Source organism: Geodermatophilus sp. SYSU D00700, from assembly GCF_054050255.1.
In genome coordinates, this window is the sequence record NZ_JBJGZA010000002.1 from 60,848 (window position 1) to 76,851 (window position 16,004).

At 76.8% G+C, this 16,004-nt stretch carries 13 protein-coding genes; 7 read left to right on the plus strand and 6 right to left on the minus strand.

Annotated features, from left to right (window positions below; genetic code table 11):
- Positions 1-31: 31 nt before the first annotated feature.
- The 4 genes from ACI79V_RS01990 to aceB all read right to left on the minus strand — a co-directional run bounded on the left by ACI79V_RS01990 (position 32) and on the right by aceB (position 9,231).
- On the minus strand, positions 32-1,045 hold the full coding sequence (locus ACI79V_RS01990) for an anti-sigma factor RsbA family regulatory protein (protein ID WP_456886373.1): 1,014 nt from the start codon (positions 1,043-1,045) through the stop codon (positions 32-34).
- Between the two features lie 183 nt (positions 1,046-1,228).
- Positions 1,229-6,295 (minus strand): SpoIIE family protein phosphatase, encoded by a 5,067-nt coding sequence (locus tag ACI79V_RS01995; RefSeq protein ID WP_456886375.1) that lies wholly within the window; start codon positions 6,293-6,295, stop codon positions 1,229-1,231.
- A 21-nt stretch (positions 6,296-6,316) separates the two neighbouring features.
- The gene (locus tag ACI79V_RS02000) at positions 6,317-7,543 is read right to left on the minus strand and encodes a DUF6986 family protein (protein WP_456886377.1); all 1,227 of its coding nucleotides are present in this window, start codon (positions 7,541-7,543) and stop codon (positions 6,317-6,319) included.
- A gap of 80 nt (positions 7,544-7,623) precedes the next feature.
- Positions 7,624-9,231, minus strand: a complete 1,608-nt coding sequence (gene aceB, locus ACI79V_RS02005) for a malate synthase A (protein WP_456886379.1) — start codon at positions 9,229-9,231, stop codon at positions 7,624-7,626.
- Positions 9,232-9,240: 9 nt separating this feature from the next.
- On the opposite strand from aceB, the gene uraD reads away from it, so the two are divergent.
- The 4 genes from uraD to ACI79V_RS02025 all read left to right on the plus strand — a co-directional run bounded on the left by uraD (position 9,241) and on the right by ACI79V_RS02025 (position 11,657).
- The gene (gene uraD / locus ACI79V_RS02010; protein WP_456876271.1) at positions 9,241-9,741 is read left to right on the plus strand and encodes a 2-oxo-4-hydroxy-4-carboxy-5-ureidoimidazoline decarboxylase; all 501 of its coding nucleotides are present in this window, start codon (positions 9,241-9,243) and stop codon (positions 9,739-9,741) included.
- Complete coding sequence (gene uraH, locus ACI79V_RS02015; protein WP_456886381.1) at positions 9,738-10,055, plus strand: hydroxyisourate hydrolase; 318 nt, start codon at positions 9,738-9,740, stop codon at positions 10,053-10,055. Before uraD ends, uraH begins: the two co-directional genes overlap by 4 nt.
- Before the next feature lie 25 nt (positions 10,056-10,080).
- A complete protein-coding gene (gene pucL, locus ACI79V_RS02020) occupies positions 10,081-10,983 on the plus strand; it encodes a factor-independent urate hydroxylase (RefSeq protein WP_456886383.1) in 903 nt (300 codons plus the stop codon).
- 179 nt (positions 10,984-11,162) lie between these two features.
- Positions 11,163-11,657: a phosphoribosyltransferase gene (locus ACI79V_RS02025; protein ID WP_456886386.1), complete on the plus strand. Its 495-nt coding sequence runs from the start codon at positions 11,163-11,165 to the stop codon at positions 11,655-11,657.
- A gap of 198 nt (positions 11,658-11,855) precedes the next feature.
- On the opposite strand, the gene ACI79V_RS02030 is transcribed toward ACI79V_RS02025, so the two are convergent.
- Both ACI79V_RS02030 and ACI79V_RS02035 read right to left on the minus strand, forming a co-directional pair.
- Positions 11,856-12,989, minus strand: coding sequence for a class I SAM-dependent methyltransferase (locus ACI79V_RS02030; protein ID WP_456886388.1), 1,134 nt, complete (start codon positions 12,987-12,989; stop codon positions 11,856-11,858).
- The gene (locus ACI79V_RS02035; protein ID WP_456886390.1) at positions 12,986-13,903 is read right to left on the minus strand and encodes a haloalkane dehalogenase; all 918 of its coding nucleotides are present in this window, start codon (positions 13,901-13,903) and stop codon (positions 12,986-12,988) included. The genes ACI79V_RS02030 and ACI79V_RS02035 overlap by 4 nt, the downstream gene beginning before the upstream one ends.
- Positions 13,904-14,045: 142 nt before the next feature.
- Here ACI79V_RS02035 and ACI79V_RS02040 point away from each other — a divergent pair, with 142 nt between their 5' ends.
- From ACI79V_RS02040 to ACI79V_RS02050, 3 genes are read left to right on the plus strand one after another with little or no spacing between them, the layout of a single operon-like run.
- A complete protein-coding gene (locus ACI79V_RS02040) occupies positions 14,046-15,068 on the plus strand; it encodes an NADP-dependent oxidoreductase (RefSeq protein ID WP_456886392.1) in 1,023 nt (340 codons plus the stop codon).
- Positions 15,069-15,097: 29 nt separating this feature from the next.
- Positions 15,098-15,298 (plus strand): hypothetical protein, encoded by a 201-nt coding sequence (locus tag ACI79V_RS02045; protein ID WP_456876265.1) that lies wholly within the window; start codon positions 15,098-15,100, stop codon positions 15,296-15,298.
- A 4-nt stretch (positions 15,299-15,302) separates the two neighbouring features.
- Positions 15,303-16,001: a serine aminopeptidase domain-containing protein gene (locus tag ACI79V_RS02050; RefSeq protein WP_456886394.1), complete on the plus strand. Its 699-nt coding sequence runs from the start codon at positions 15,303-15,305 to the stop codon at positions 15,999-16,001.
- Positions 16,002-16,004 lie beyond the last annotated feature (3 nt).

Here is a 16,004-nt window from a genome sequence, read left to right on the forward strand (position 1 = left end):
CCGGTACCTCAGCAGTGAGAGATCGCGGGCGTCAAGCCGCGCCGCGCCCCGCCCGCGTGTCGTGCAGCGTGGTGGCCAGCCGCACGGTGAACCCCCCGGTGGTCCCGGGCAGCAGGTCCACCGAGTCCCACAGCTTGCGCGCCAGCCACAGCCCCATGCCGCCGGCGGCGAGGTCGTCGCCGTGCGCGGGGAGGAAGCCGGCGAGGGGGTCCGCGACCCCGGGGCCGGAGTCGGTGATCGTGCAGACGACGGCGGTGTCGTCGGCCCACACCCGCGCCGAGACCGGCGGCCGGCCGTGGCGGAAGGCGTTGGCGGCCACCTCGCTGGCGGCCAGGTGCAGGTCGGCGCGCTGGTCGGCGTCGGGGACGACCGCGGCCAGCACCTGCCGCAGGCCAGCGCGCAGCTGGGGCAGCGTGGGGACGGCGTCGACGGCGTAGACCGGCTCCCCGGCCTCGACCGGCTCCCGGACGACGGCGAGATCGCGCAGGCACGACCCGGGCCGGCGGTAGTCGGAGCTGGCGACGCGCACCCCGCCCATGAACAGCTCCGGGTGCGTCAGCCGGGCCGTCTCGAGCGCCTGGGCGGGCAACCGCTGCCGGTCGTAGAGGCACAGCAGGGTGAGCGGGAGGGTCGCTGCCAGGGCGTTGGCCGCGGCCTCGTACCGGCGCACCTCGCGCCAGCGCCGCGGGTCGGCCTCGTACTGGGGCTCGGTGACGACCCGGAGCCGCCCGGACCGGGACCCGGCGGCGCGCTCGACCAGCCGCCGGGCGGCGGCCATCGCGTCGGGGGCGCGGACGCCGAGCATGCAGATGCGGGGGTCCTCCTCGACCGCGCCGACCACGACGCCGAGCGCGCGGCGGACCGCGCCGGCGGTGTCGGGCGAGCAGGCGAGGACCGGCAGGTCCCCGGCGCGCAGGCCCTCCTCGAGGAAGGCCGTGGCGACCTCGACCGCCTCGACCGCCGAGTGCACCAGCGCGGCGGTGTGCAGGAGACCCCCGGGAGCGACGGGCGGGGAGTGGCGGCGGGCGAGCGCACCGCGCGGCACCCCCGCCCGCGTGGCGGAGGCTCCTGCAGGTCGGTCCACTGGCCCCTCGACAGCGTCCGGGCCGCGACTGCCCGGCCGTTCCCGTCGATTGTGGGACACGCACTGGGCGCACCGCTCGGTGGGTGCCCGCGGCCTCCTCCCTCCGGTGGAGACCGGTGGGGTCCCGGGCGCCGGGTGCGCCGGTCAGCCCGCCCCGACGGCGACCCCGCCCAGGGCCAGCACCCGGGCCGGTGCGCTGCGCTCGCGGGTCCGGACGTCGACCTCGCCGTGTCGGGCGGTCACCGCGGCACACAGCTCGAGCACCAGCCCGACGCCCGCGCTGGCCAGGTAGGTCACCGGCCGCAGGTCGAGCACCACCCGCGCACCGTCCGGGAGGTCCTCGAGCGCCTGCAGGGCCTGCGCGCGCAGCCCCGCCGCGACGTCGAGGTCGACCTCGCCGGAGAGCTCCAGCCGCAGGCGGGAGGGCTCCCGGTGCACGGTCACCCGCGGGGGTTCCCCGGGGACGAGGGCGGGCCGCGTGCGGACCGGCGGGTCGTCGGGCCCCGGACCGGCCGGGACGAACCGGAAGCGCACCGTCGTCCCGGACCCCGCGGTCCCCCGGTCGTCGGTGGTGCGCGCGACCTCCACCTCGGTGGCCAGGGCCGAGATCAGCTCCAGGCCCCGGCCACGGTGGCCCCGGTCGGCCGGTGCCGGGCGCCAGACGCCCTCGTCGCGGACGCAGACGTCGACGCTGCCGTCGGCGGTCCGCTCGAGGCGGTACTCGCAGCGGCCCTCCCCGCCGTTGCCGGCGTAGGCGTGCTCGACGGCGTTGGCCAGCGCCTCGCCGAGGGCCAGCTGCAGGTCGTCGACGGCGTCCTCGGACAGGCCCGCGGCGGCCGCCCACGCCGCGACCGCACGCCGCACGCCGCGCAGGCGCGCGGGGTCGGCGGGCAGCCGCTCCTGCAGCGGCGGCGGGGTCACCCGGACGGCGATCACCGCGACGTCGTCGGGCAGCGCGTCCTCGTCGAGCACCTCAGCGAGCAGGTCGCGGGTCAGCCGGTCCGGTGCGGCCACGGCCAGCCGCACGGCGGCGTCGGCCACCCGCTGCAGGCCGGTGTCCAGCAGCTCGCCCCGGCGCTCGACGAGGCCGTCGGTGTAGAGCAGCAGCGTCGTCCCGGGCGCGACGCGGGCCCGCCCCTCGGTGTAGGGCGGCCGGCCGGGGACGCCGAGGACCGCGCCGCCGGCGTCGTCGAGGACGGTGGCGCCGGTGTCGTCGAGCAGCAGCGGCGGCGGGTGCCCGGCGCGGGCGTACTCCACCGTGCCGGCCTCCCAGTCGAGGACCAGGCAGGCCGCCGTCGAGGCCAGCGCCCCGGGCAGCCGGGTCGCGAACCGGTCCAGCAGCTCCAGCGCCTGCGCGGGCGGGCAGCCCTGCAGCAGCGCGGCCGACAGCGCGCTGCGCAGCTGCCCCATGACGGCGGCGGCCGACGGCCCCTGGCCGACGACGTCGCCGACGGCGATCCCGACCCGGCCCTCGCCCAGCTCCACCACGTCGTACCAGTCGCCGCCGGCCGAGGTGCCCGCGGCGCCGGGCAGGTACTGCGCGGCCAGGGCGAGCCGCTCGAGCCGGGGCAGGCGCTGGGGCAGCAGGCTCAGCTGCAGCGTCTGCGCGATGTCCTGCTCGGCGCGGTAGAGCCGGGCCCGGTCCAGCGCCTGGGCGCTCTGCTCGACGATCGCGAGCAGCATGCCGCGCTCGGCCGGGCCGAAGGACCGCGGGTGCGGGAACCCGGCGCCGACCACGCCCACCACGCGGCCGGCCACCAGCAGGGGCAGCGCCACGGTGGAGGCCAGCCCGAACCGGGTCAGCGTCTCGGCCTGCCCGCCGTCGAGGCCACCGTCGCGGCCGGGCCAGTCCTCGAGCCGCTCGACCCACAGCGCCCGCCGCTCGGCGACCGCGCGGGTCACCGCCAGCGGCGCCGACAGCGGCAGCTCGGCGAAGTGGCGGCGCGCCTCGCCGTCGTCGCCGGTGAGGGCCAGCAGGCGCAGCCCGCGGCCGGTCTCGTCGAGCTCGTAGACGCCGGCCCGGCATTCGTCCCCGACCTGGGCGACGAGGTGGCCGGCGGTGGCGCGGGCGACCTCCTCGGGCGTCGTGGCCGCCGAGAGCTCCGCGGTCACCCGCTGCAGCAGCCCCAGCCGGCGGGCGGTGGCCCGCGCGTCGGCGAGCAGCATCGCGTTGTCCAGTGCCAGGGCGGCGCGGGCGGCGATCTGCTCGGCCAGGACGCGGTCGTCCTCGTGGAACGGCGGGGCGTCGTCCTGCCGACCCATGGCCAGCACCGCGCGCACCCGGCCGCGGACCGACAGCGGGACCAGCAGCGCCGAGCGCAGGTCCAGCCGGACGCCGCCGTCGCCGGGCCCCGACAGGTGCGGCCGCAGCACCGACTCGCCGCTGGTGAGCACCGTCAGGCCCAGCCCGCCGTGGGCGTCGAGGCCCTCGAGCGCCCGGCGGACGCCGTCGTCGTCCCCCGCCCGGCCGGCGTAGCGCAGCCGGCCGTCCTCGCCCACCACGCGGACCGTGCACACCTCGGCCAGCCGCCGGTCGACCACCAGCCGGGCCAGCACGGCGAGCTGGGCGCCGATCTCGGTCTCCCGGTCCAGCGCCGTGCCGACCTCGGCGAGCAGGGTCTGCCGCTCGGTCTCCTGGTAGCGGGCGTTGATGTCGGTGCAGCTGCCGACCCAGCCGCCCGGACCGCCGCCGCCCCCGATCGGCACGGCCCGCTCGAGCAGCCAGTGGAAGGCGCCGTCGGCCCGGCGGAGCCGGAACTCGACCTCCCACCCCTCCCCGCGCGCCGTCGCCTCGGCGACGGCCGCGTCGTAGCGCTCCCGGTCCTGCGGGTGCAGCCCGTCCCGCCAGCCGTCGCCGCGCTCGGCGGAGACGGGCCGGCCGGTGAAACCGGTCCAGGCGGCGTTGAGGAACACCCGCCGGCCCTCCGCGTCGGCGACCCAGATGAGCGCCGGGGCGAGGTCGGCCATGGTGGTGAACCGCTCCTCGGCCTCCCGGCGGGCCCGGCCGAGCTGGAGGTGGGCGTCGACGCGGGCCAGCAGCTCCTGCGCGGAGAACGGCTTGACCAGGTAGTCGTCGGCGCCGGCGGCCAGGCCCTCGACGGCGGCCTCCTGTCCGGCCCGCGCCGAGAGCAGCAGCACCGGCACCCGGGAGGTGCGGGCGTCGGCGCGCAGGGCGGCGAGCAGCTGCAGGCCGTCGAGGCCGGGCATCATCACGTCGCTGACCACGAGGTCCGGCGGGTCGGCCAGTGCCGCCTCCAGCGCCGCGCGGCCGTCGGACACCGCCCGCACCTCGTGCACCGGGGCGAGCAGCCGGCTGACGTAGTCGCGCATGTCGGCGTTGTCGTCGGCGACCAGGACCCGGCCGGCGCGGACGCCGGACGCGGGCGGCGGGAGCTCCTCGGCGGCGTCGGGCAGCCAGCGCACCGCCTCGGTGACGAACGGGGTCACCGCGGCCGACAGGGCCGGCGCCTCCGGCGCCGGCGGCACGAGCCGGTCGGCGGGCAGGTGCGCGGTGCCCAGCGGCAGGGTGACGGTGAACGTGGTGCCGACGTCGGGCGTGCTGTCGACGTCGACCTCCCCACCGTGCAGCCCGACCAGCTCGCGGACCATCGCCAGGCCGATGCCGCTGCCCTCGCCCGAGCGGGCGCGGGCACCGGACACGCGGGTGAACCGCTCGAACAGCCGCGGCAGCTCCGCGGCGGGGATGCCGGTGCCGGTGTCGGTGACGGTGAGCACCGCGGCGCCGCCGTCCGCGCGCAGCCGCACGGTGATGCCGCCGGTGAAGGTGAACTTCAGCGCGTTGGACAGCAGGTTGAGGACGACCTTCTCCCACATGTCCCGGTCGACGTGCACCGGCTCGGGCAGCGGCGGGCAGTCGACGGTGAGCGTCAGGCCGGCCCGTTCGACCGCCGACCGGAAGACGCTGGCGAGCTCGGCGGTGACCGCGGCGAGGTCGACCGGCTCGAAGCGGGCGTCGATGCGGCCGGCCTGCAGCCGGGAGAAGTCCAGCAGGGTGTTGACCAGCTTCTGCAGCCGCAGGGCGTTGCGCTCCACCACCTCGAGCTCCTGCGCCACCCGGGCGTCGGTCTCGGCCACCGGGGAGGACCGCAGCTCCGCGACCGGGCCCATGATCAGCGTGAGCGGCGTCCGGAACTCGTGGCTGACGTTGCTGAAGAAGTCGGTCTTGGCGCGGTCGAGCTCGGCGAGGGCCTCGGCGCGGCGCCGCTCGGCGAGGTAGGCCTGGGCGTCGCTGACGGCGGTGGACACGTGCCCGGCGACGAGGTCGGCGAAGCCCCGGTAGTCGGCGTCGAAGGCCCGGTAGGGGTTGACGCCCAGCACGAGGACGCCGGTGGGCACGTCGGCCGCCGCGGTGCTGATCGGCAGGACGACGGCCTGGTCGGGGCGGGCGTCACCGACCGGCGAGGGCAGCAGCGCCTGCCCGGCGCGCGCCCGCAGCCCCGCGACCACCTCGGCGGCGCCGCCGGCGGCCACCCGCTCGACGACCTCCCGGAGGGGGCCGCCCAGGAGCACCGCGGGGTCGGTCAGCCCGGCGGCCCCGGCCGGCTCCAGGGCGCCCTCGGCGGTGCGCAGGACGGCGAGGGCGACGGGCACCTCCGCGCGGTGCCGGGCGAGGACGTCGACGACGGCCCGGCAGGCGTCGGCCTCGCTGCCCACGGACGCGGTGGACAGCTCACCGAGGTCGTGCAGCGCGCGCAGGCGGCGGTCGGCGAGGACCCGCCGGGTGTTCTCGGTGACGACGCAGAGCATCCCCGCGGTGGCGCCGGAGTCGTCGTCGACCGGGCTGTAGGAGAAGGTGTGGTAGGTCTCCTCCGGGTACCCGCTGCGCTCGAGGAACAGCAGCAGGTCCTCGTCCCACGTGGCGACGCCGCTGGTCAGGACCGACTCGATCCGCGGCCCGATGTCCTCCCAGATCTCCGACCACATCTCGCGCGCCGGCCGGCCCAGCGCCCACGGGTGCTTGTCCTGCAGGGTGTCCCGCTGGTAGGCGTCGTTGTAGAAGGCGGTCAGCTCGGGGCCGTAGGCGGCCCACATGGAGAACCGCGACGTCAGCACGATCCGGACCAGGTTGCGCAGCGCCGCGGGCCACTCCTCCGGCGGGCCGACGGGCGTGGCCGACCAGTCCCGGGCGGCCATCTCCCGGCCCACCTCCCCACCCCCGGAGAAGAGGGAGCCGAGCGCGTCCCGTGTCACCGCGCCACCACGTCCGGCAGCCTAGGCGCTGGAGGGGGACACTGCTCCGCTCCGCCCGGCCAGGCCGTCGAGGGTCACCCGGTCGAGTCCGGTGGCCGCGGCCACCTCGGCGTCGTCGAGGGCGCCGCAGTCCAGTCCGCGCAGCACCACACCGGCCAGGGCGCGCGCGGTGGCCGGCTCGTCGAGCACCCCGGCGTCGGCCCGCTCGACGTAGGCCGACAGCCGCCCGGCCGCGGCCGGCAGCGCGCCGCGGAAGAAGGCGTAGGTGGCCAGGTACCGGGTGACCAGCTGCGCGGGGTGCAGGTCCCAGCCCTGGTAGAGGCCGCGCTCCAGCGCCCGGCGGACCAGCCCGGCGTGCACCCGCCAGCCGGCGTGCACCTGCTCGCGGGAGCCGACGGGGAGCACGTTGGTGGAGCCGTCGACCGCCCGGGCGCCGGTGCCGGCGACGGCGACCTGCATGAGCTGCTTGGCGAGGTCGAGCGCCGGGTGGTCGGAGGACTGGTGGGCCGCCGCGATGCCCAGCGCGGCGCTGTAGTCGTAGGTGCCGTGGTGCAGGCCGGTCAGCCGCGGGCCGGCCGCGTGCACCATCCGCGCCAGGGTCACCGCGCCGTCGTCGCCGAGGACCGCCTGCGGGGTCTCCACCTGCAGCTCGAGGTCGAGCGCGACGCCGTGCGCGGCCTCCAGGGCGTCCAGGACGGGCAGGAAGGCCCGCACCTGCTCGACGGCGGTCACCTTGGGGAGGGTGACCGTGGCCTTTGTAGCGCCGACGGCGCCCAGGAAGAGGTCGAGGGAGCGCACGCCGCGGCGGCGGGTCGGCCCCTCCAGCGACTTCCCCCGGATCCCGACCGACGGCGGCGCGGTGCCGGCGGCGCGGTCGGCGGCCACCGCCTCGGCCGCGCGCACGACGTCGCCGTCCTCGTCCTCCGGCCGGCCGCGGTAACCGTCCTCGGCGTCGACCCGCAGGTCCTCGACCGGCTCGGCGGCGAGCTTGGCCCGCACCCGGGGCAGCACCTCCGCGAGCAGGCCGGCGTCGTAGCCCAGGTCCGGCAGGCCGTGCTCGTCGAGGGCGGCCAGCGCCGCGGCGCCCCATCCGGCGGCCAGGCCGGGGACGACGGCGTCGGCGGGCACGTAGCAGGTGTGCACCGGCTGCCGGCCGGGCCGCTCCCCGGGGTAGGCGGCCGCCCGCGCGGCGTCGACGGGGGCGAGGCGGCGGTCGAGCTCGGCGTAGACGGCGTCGTCCAGGGTCACGGCGCAGCTCGGATGAGTTCGGCCTCCGTGCAGGGGCCCGCCGCGAGCTCGCGAGTGGTGGGGGGCACGGGGGTCCTTCCTCAGTCCACCAGCTCGTAGGCGGGCAGGGTCAGGAAGTCGGGGAAGTCGTCGGCCAGCGCCACCTGCTCGAACAGCCGCCGGGCGTCGTCCAGGCGCGGCAGCTCGCCGATGCCGGCGACCTCCTCGGCCACGACCCGGCGCACCAGCTCCTCGGTCACCGTCTCCCCGGTGTCGAGCTCCACGCCGGCGTGCACCCACTGCCACACCTGCGAGCGGCTGATCTCGGCGGTGGCGGCGTCCTCCATCAGCCCGTGGATGCCGACCGCGCCGTTGCCGCCCAGCCACGCCGCCAGGTAGCGGATCGCGATCTCGACGTTGGCCCGGAGGCCGGCCATCGTGCGGCCACCCGGGACGCCGGCGACGTCGAGCAGCCGGGCCGCGGTCACCGACACCTCGGGGCGTTGCCGGTCGAGCTGGTTGGGCCGGTCGCCCAGCACGGCGTCGAAGGCCTCCCGGCAGATCGGCACCAGGTCGGGGTGGGCCACCCAGGAGCCGTCGAAGCCGTCACCGGCCTCGCGGGTCTTGTCCTCCCGGACCTTCGCCAGCGCCCGCTCGTTGGCCTCGGGGTCCTTCCGGCTCGGGATGGCCGCGGCCATGCCGCCGATGGCCATCGCGCCGCGGCGGTGGCAGACGGCGACCAGCTGGTCGGTGTAGGCCCGCATCATCGGCGCGGTCATCGTCACCGCGGCGCGGTCGGGCAGCACGAAGTCCGGGCCGGCCTCGCGGAAGACCTTGATCACGCTGAACAGGTAGTCCCAGCGGCCGGCGTTCAGGCCGGTGGCGTGGCTGCCCAGCGCGTGCAGCATCTCCTCCATCTCGAACGCCGCCGGGATGGTCTCGATGAGCATGGTGGCGCGGATCGACCCCGCGGGGATCCCGAGCACCTGCTCGGCGTGGTCGAACACCAGCGTCCACAGCCCGGCCTCGAGCCGGCCCTCCAGCTTCGGGAGGTAGAGGTACGGCCCGCCGCCGCGGGACAGCTGCTCGGCGGCGTTGTGGAACAGGTACAGCCCGGCGTCGACCAGCGCCCCCACCGCGGGCTCGCCGTCGACGAGCAGGTGCCGCTCGGGCAGGTGCCAGCCGCGCGGGCGCGGCACGATCGTGGGCAGCTCGCCGTCCTCGCGCAGCCGGTACTCACGCCCCTCGGGGCTGGTGAACGCGAGCTGCCGGCGGACGGCGTCGCGCAGCACCACCTGCCCGGTGACGACGTTGCGCCAGTGCGGGGTGTTGGCGTCCTCCAGGTCGGCCAGCCAGACGTCGGCACCACAGTTCAGCGCGTTGACCGCCATCTTCGGCTCGGTCGGACCGGTGATCTCGACCCGGCGGTCGACCAGGGCCGGCGGCGGCGGGGGCACCCGCCAGTCGCCCTCGCGGACGTCGGCGGTCTCCGGGCGGAAGTCCAGCCACCGGGCGGCGGCGATCTCGGCGCGGCGGGTGGCGCGGGCGGCGAGCAGGGCGTCGCGCTGCGGGCCGAACCGGCGCTGCAGGTCGGCGACGAACTCCAGCGCCTCGGGGGTCAGCACCTCCCCGGCCCGCTCGACGTCGGGGCCCTCCACGCGCACGTCGCTCATCCGCTGCACCCTCTTCTCGGCCGGCCGGGCTGCCATCCTGTCACCGTGTCCCGCCTCGACGAGTTCAACAGCGAGCCCGCCGACGCCGCCGTCGAGCAGCTGCGCGGCTGCAACGCCGCCCCGCGCTTCGCCGCCGAGCTGGTCGCCGGCCGGCCGTTCCCCGACACCGACACCCTGGTCCGGCGGGCCGGGGAGGTGGCGCGGGCGCTGCCGTGGGACGAGGTCTCGCTGGCGCTGGCGACGCACCCCCGCATCGGCGACCGGGTGGAGGGCTCCTCGGCCGAGGCGGCGGCCTCCCGCCGGGAGCAGGGCTCGATGGGCGGGGCCGACGACGACACCCGCGCCGCGATCGTCGAGGGCAACCGCGCCTACGAGGAGCGCTTCGGGCACGTCTACCTGATCCGGGCGGCGGGCCGCTCCCCGGAGGAGATGCTCGCCGAGCTGCGCCGCCGCCTGGACAACGACGCCGACGCCGAGCGCGCCGAGGTGGTCGAGCAGCTGGCGCAGATCACCGAGCTGCGGGTGCGCGGGCTGGTGGAGGCGTGAGCGTGTCGACGCACGTCCTCGACGCCGTCGCCGGGCGGCCGGCCGCCGGGATCGCCGTCCAGCTGCACGCGGGCGACGAGCTGCTCGCCGTGGGCATCACCGACGACGACGGCCGCTGCCGGCTGACCGAGGAGGCGACCGTCGCGGGCCCGCACCGGCTGGTGTTCGCCACGGGCGCCTGGTTCGAGGTCCGCGGCGTGACGGCGTTCTGGCCGGAGGTGACGCTGACCTTCACCGTCACCGAGCCCGCCGCCCACCACCACGTGCCGCTGTTGCTCTCGCCGTTCGCGTACTCGACCTACCGGGGCTCCTGAGGTTCCACGTGCAACAGTGCGCGGCATGGCGATCGTCCTGGGCCCGAACCAGTACGGGAAGGCGGAGGTCCGCGTCGTCGCGGTCGACCGCCGCTCCCCCCGGCACGAGCTGGTCGACCTCAACGTCAGCACCGCCCTGCGCGGCGACTTCGCCGTGGCACACACCGCCGGCGACAACGCGCACGTCCTGACCACCGACGCGCAGAAGAACACCGTGTTCGCCTTCGCGCGCGACGGCGTCGGCTCGCCGGAGGCGTTCGGCCTGCGGCTGGCCCGCCACCTCGCGGGCTCCTACGGCTGGATCACCGGCGCGCGGGTGGCGGTGGACTCCTACGGCTGGGAGCGGATCGCCGTGGGCGGGCAGCCGCACGACCACGCCTTCCGGCGGCCGGGCGGGGAGGTGCGGACGGCGGTGGTGACCGCGGACGGCGACGACGTCCACGTGCTCGCGGGCCTGACCGACCTCGTCGTCCTCAAGACCACCGGCTCGGAGTTCTGGGGTTTCCCGCGCGACCGGTACACGACGCTGGCCGAGACCCGCGACCGGATCCTGGCCACCGCGGTGACCGCCCGCTGGCGGTACACGTCGGCGGAGCTCGACTGGGACGCGCTGTTCGCGGGCGTCCGGACCACCCTGCTGGAGACGTTCGCCGCCACCCACTCGCTCGCTCTCCAGCAGACGCTGTACCGCATGGGCGAGGCGGTGCTCGAGGCGTTCCCCGAGGTGGCCGAGGTGCGCATGTCGATGCCCAACCGGCACCACTTCCTGCAGGACCTGTCCGCCTTCGGCCTGGACAACACCCCCGGTCCCGACCCGGTCGTCTACCACGCCGACGACCGGCCCTACGGCCTCATCGAGGGGTCCGTGCTGCGCGACGACGTCCCGCCGGCCGACGTCGCGTGGCTGGGGACGCCCGGCTTCTGCTGACGCCCGGCCGGAGGGGACCCGCGGGGCCCGTCGCCGGCGACGCCCCAGGGGCAGCAGCCTTGAGCGGAGTTCCGAGATCGCACGGTGACCGTCTCCGGCCGCTCGCCATGTCGACCGGGCGGCCACGCCGGCAGTGGCCCGGGCGGTGTCCTGGTCACCGCTGCTGGCACGATCGGCACGTGCCCGACGAGCGCGAGGTCCTGACCTACGAGGCGTTCGGCACCGCGGCCCGCGACCTGGCACGGCAGGTGGTCGACGACGGCTTCGAGCCCGACCTGATCCTGTCGATCGCCCGCGGCGGGCTGTTCCTCGGCGGGGCCCTGGGCTACGCCCTCGACGTCAAGAACACGTTCGTGATGAACGTCGAGTTCTACACCGGCATCGACGAGCGGCTGGACCTGCCGGTCGTGCTCCCGCCCACGCTGGACCAGGTCGACATCACCGGGTCGAACGTCCTCGTCGCCGACGACGTCGCCGACACCGGCAAGACCCTCGAACTGGTCCGCGACTTCTGCTCGGGCTACGTGGCCGAGGTGCGCACGGCGGTGGTCTACGAGAAGTCCCGGTCGCTGGTGAAGTGCGACTACGTGTGGCGGCGTACCGACGCGTGGATCGACTTCCCGTGGTCGTCGCTGCCACCGGTCCGCAGGCGCAGCAACCGACCTCCCCACTGAGGGAGCTCGAGCCGCTCACGCCGGACGACTCCAGGCAGGGTACGAGCAGCGGGTCGCGCCCGGCCGGGATCGAGATGCGGGTCGTCGCCGCGCGCCGCGGCGTGTCGTCGCGGGTCGGCGGCGACAACCCGACGGTCGACGGGACACCGCCGCTCGTCGGCAGGGCGGTGGACCAGCTGCAGCGGAACGGGGCGCCGCTCAGCGGCGGGTCGACACCGAGACGGTGAACCGGCGGTCGGCGGCGGCCACCCGGGTCGGACCGACCAGGCGCCGCAGCGCCGCCCGGTGCGGCAGCCGGTTGTTCCACACCGCCCACAGCTCCCCGCCCGGGCGCAGCACCCGCGCCGCGGCGGCGAAGAGCCGGTCGGCCGCGGCGGTGACCACGGCGGTCCCGAGGTGGAAGGGCGGGTTGCAGACGACGAGGTCGGCGCTGCCGTCGGGCAGGTCACCGGCGGCGTCGTCGCGGGTGACCCGGACCCGGCCGAGCCCCGCCCGCTCCAGCGTCGCCCGCGCCGAGGCGACGGCGGCGGCCGACTGGTCGGTGGCGGTGACGACCAGCTCCGGCCGGGACCGGGCGAGGACCGCGGCCAGCACCCCCGTGCCGCAGCCCAGGTCGACCGCGGTCCGCGCGTCGGGGGCGGCACCGGCGAGGGCGGTGAGCAGCAGCCGGGTGCCGTCGTCGACGCGGGTGCCGGCGAAGGCGGCGCCGTGCGCGCAGACGTCGAGGTCGAGGGCGTCGTCGTGCCGGCAGCGGGGGAAGGTGGGCCGGGTCCCGGGACGCGGGCCGCGGGCGACGAGCACGCGGGACTTCTGCCTGGCCAGCGTCGCCGACACGTCGGAGAACCCGGCGCGCAGCACGTCGTTCATGCCGAGCGTCATGTGCTTGACCCGCCCGCCGACCAGCACGACGACCTCGGGCGCGGCCGCGGCGGCGGCCAGCTCGGTGAGCTCGCGCAGCGCGTCGAGGGCCCGGGGCGCCTTGGCCAGCACCAGGGTCGCGCCGTCGAGGAGCTCCGTCGTCAGCGGCAGCGACCGGTAGGCGCCGGCCAGGCCGGTGCGCGCGGCGTTGGCGGCCAGGGCCCGCTCCCCGACCAGCAGGTCCTGGGACACCCGGACGTCGGTGGCGCCGGCCGTGAGGGCACCGAGGGTCAGCGCGCCGTAGGCGTCGTCGACGACGGCCACCCGCCCGGGGCCGGCGAGCGCCTCGCCCGCGGTGTCGAGCAGCAGCCGGTCGGTGGCGTCGACGGCGACCAGGTCGGGCGCCTCGACGTCGGGCTCGCGCCGCAACCGGGCCAGGACCGCTGCGACCTCGCCGGGCCCGACCGTCGTCACCGCCGCGGCGTGGCCGCGACGAAGGCGGCCACCACCCGGCCGAGCTCGGGGCCGACGTCCTCCTGCAGGAAGTGCCCGCCGCCGGGCAGCGTGGTGTGCGGCATCCCCCGCGCGCCGGGCACGACCTGCTGGAACACCCGGTCGGCACCGGCGGTGATCGGGTCGGAGTCGGAGAACGCGGTGAGGAAGGGCCGGTCCCAGCGGGCGAGGACCTCCCAGGCGGCCCGGTTGGCGGGCGCGGCGGGGTCGTCGGGCGTCGTCGGCACCAGGCTCGGGAACACCCGGGCGCCGGCCTTGGACGCCTCGTCGGGGAACGGCGCGTCGTAGGCGGCGACGACCTCGGGCGGCAGGTCGGTGACCGTGCCGTTGACGACGACGCGGCCGACCTCGAACTCCTCCGCCGTCGCGGCGAACCGCTGCCAGGCGAGGAACGCCTCGCTCATCGGGGTGTCCCCGGTGGGCAGGCCGGTGTTGGCGACGACGACCCGGGCGAACCGGTCGGGGTGCTCGGCCACCAGCCGCAGCCCGACCAGCCCGCCCCAGTCCTGCCCGACGAGGGTGACGTCGACCAGGCCGAGGCCCTCGAAGAGCGTCCGCCGCATCCACTCGACGTGCGCGGCGTAGGAGTAGGCGGCCGGGTCGGTGGGCTTGTCGGAGCGGCCGAAGCCGACCAGGTCGGGCGCGACGACGCGCAGCCCCGCGGCGGTCAGCTCGGCGATCACGTGCCGCCAGAGGAACGACCACGACGGCTCGCCGTGCAGCAGCACCACGACCTCGCCGTCGGCCGGCCCGACGTCGACCACCGCCACCCGCAGCATCGTGCCGTCGCCGCCGTCGAACGTGACGAAGGTGGGCGGGTACGGGAACCCGGGCAGCGCGGCGAACCGCTCGTCGGGCGTGCGGACGACGTCCATGTGGCCCCTCCAGGCATAGGAAGCTCTGCGCACGTCCAGCGGCGCGATACGTGCGTAGAGCTTCCTATGCCTTGCGGGTCCCCGTGCGGGACACGGCAGGATCGCCGGTGCACCCGACCTCCGACGACCCAGGGAGCCCACCGTGCCCATCCACGCCCGCGAGTGGCACCTGGCCGCCCGCCCCCACGGCGAGCCCACCCCCGAGGACTTCCGGCTGGTCGAGGTCGAGCACCCCGACCCCGCCGAGGGGCAGGTGGTGGTGCGCATGGTCGCCATGTCGGTCGACCCCTACATGCGCGGCCGGATGCGCCTGGGGCCCTCCTACGCCGCGCCGTGGGAGGTCGGCGAGGTGATGCGGGGCGGTGCGGTCGGCGTCGTCGTCGGGTCCCGCTCCCCCGACGTCCCCGAGGGGGCGCTGGTGCTCACCGACGCCGCCTGGCGCGACGTCGCCGTCCTCGACGCCCGGCACGTCCGGCAGCTGCCGGCCACCGAGGACCTGCCGCTCACCTACTCGCTGGGCATCCTGGGCATGCCCGGGCTGACCGCGTACTCCGGGCTGTTCCGGGTGGCCGCGTTCCGCGAGGGCGACGCCGTGTTCGTCTCCGGTGCGGCCGGGGCGGTGGGCAGCGCGGTCGGCCAGTTCGCGCGGCTGCGCGGCGCCTCGGCGGTGGTGGGCAGCGCAGGCAGCCCGGACAAGGTGGCCTGGCTGCGCGAGATCGGCTTCACCGCCGCCTTCGACTACCACGACGGGCGCGTGCGCGACCTGCTCGGGCAGGCCGCGCCCGACGGCATCGACGTCTTCTTCGACAACGTCGGCGGAGAGCACCTCGACGCCGCGCTGGGCGCGCTGCACGTGCACGGCCGGGCGGTGATCTGCGGCGCGATCTCGAACTACAACGCCACCGAGACGGTGCCGGGGCCGAAGAACTTCAGCTCGCTGATGATCGCCAAGCGGCTCGCGGTCACGGGCCTGCTGGTGAGCGACCACTCCGACCTGCACCGCGAGTTCACCGAGACGGTGTCCGGCTGGATCCGGTCGGGTGAGCTGGTGGTCCGGGAGACCGTGTACGAGGGCCTGGAGAACGCCGTCCCCGCCTTCCTCGACCTCCTCAAGGGCGCGAACACCGGGAAGATGGTCGTCCGTCTGGCGCCCGACCCGGATTGAGGCGGGACGGCACCGGGAAGGGCGCAGGCATGTGGTTGCTCCTCACCCGACGCCTGCGCATCTGGCTGATCCTGACCGTGCTCGTGCCGCTGGCCACCGGGCTGCTGCGCCGGGTCGGCCGGGCGCTCGAGCGGCGCAACGGCCCGACCCGGGCCAGCCGCGCGCTGCTGCAGGCCGGCGACCTCGGCGACCGGGCCCGCGCCCGGCTGCGCGGCGGCCGCCGTCGCTGACCGCGTGACCACCGCCGAACGGGTCCCGGCCCTCGACCACACCCCGGCGACCGCGCCCACCCGCGCGGTCGCCGTCTTCGCGCACGGCGGCACCGTGGCCAGCGTGGAGCCGCCGCGGGAGCGGGCGCTGTCGCTGGTGCGGATGCGGGCGATCCAGGAGGCCGTGTCGGCCGCCGCGGCCGGCCGCGGGGTGGAGACCTACCTGGTCCGCTACCGGGTGGCCGGGTGGAACGGCGCCGCCGCCGACGCGCACGCCGACGTCCGTTGGGCGCTGGACCGGGTGCGCGAGCGGCACGGCGACGTCCCGGTCGTGCTGGTCGGGCACTCGATGGGCGGCCGCGCGGTGCTGCGCGCCGGCGACGACCCGTCGGTGACCGCCGTCTGCGGCCTGGCGCCGTGGACGCCGCCCGGCGAGCCGGTCGACCACCTGCACGGGCGCACCGTCGTCCTCGCGCACGGCCGCGGCGACCGCTGGGTGCCCGCCCGGCTCTCGGCCGACTTCGCCGAGCGCGCGCACCGCACCGGCGTGCGGATCGCCCGGTTCACCCTGCCCGGCGGGCACGGCATGCTGCGCCGGGTCGGCCGGTGGCACGGGCTGGTCCGCGACGTCGTCCTGGCCGGGGCCGGGCTGGCCCCGTGGCGCGCCGACCTGGGGGACGCTCTGGGCGCCCCGGACGGGGAGGGGCTCGCCGTCCCGCTGTGAGGC

Excerpts from the sequence above, each read along its gene's own strand:
- aceB (WP_456886379.1), bottom strand. The coding sequence starts at position 9,231 with ATGGCAGCCCGGCCGGCCGAGAAGAGGGTGCAGCGGATGAGCGACGTG.
- pucL (WP_456886383.1), top strand. The coding sequence starts at position 10,081 with ATGGCGATCGTCCTGGGCCCGAACCAGTACGGGAAGGCGGAGGTCCGC.
- ACI79V_RS02035 (WP_456886390.1), bottom strand. The coding sequence starts at position 13,903 with ATGGACGTCGTCCGCACGCCCGACGAGCGGTTCGCCGCGCTGCCCGGG.
- ACI79V_RS02045 (WP_456876265.1), top strand. The coding sequence starts at position 15,098 with ATGTGGTTGCTCCTCACCCGACGCCTGCGCATCTGGCTGATCCTGACC.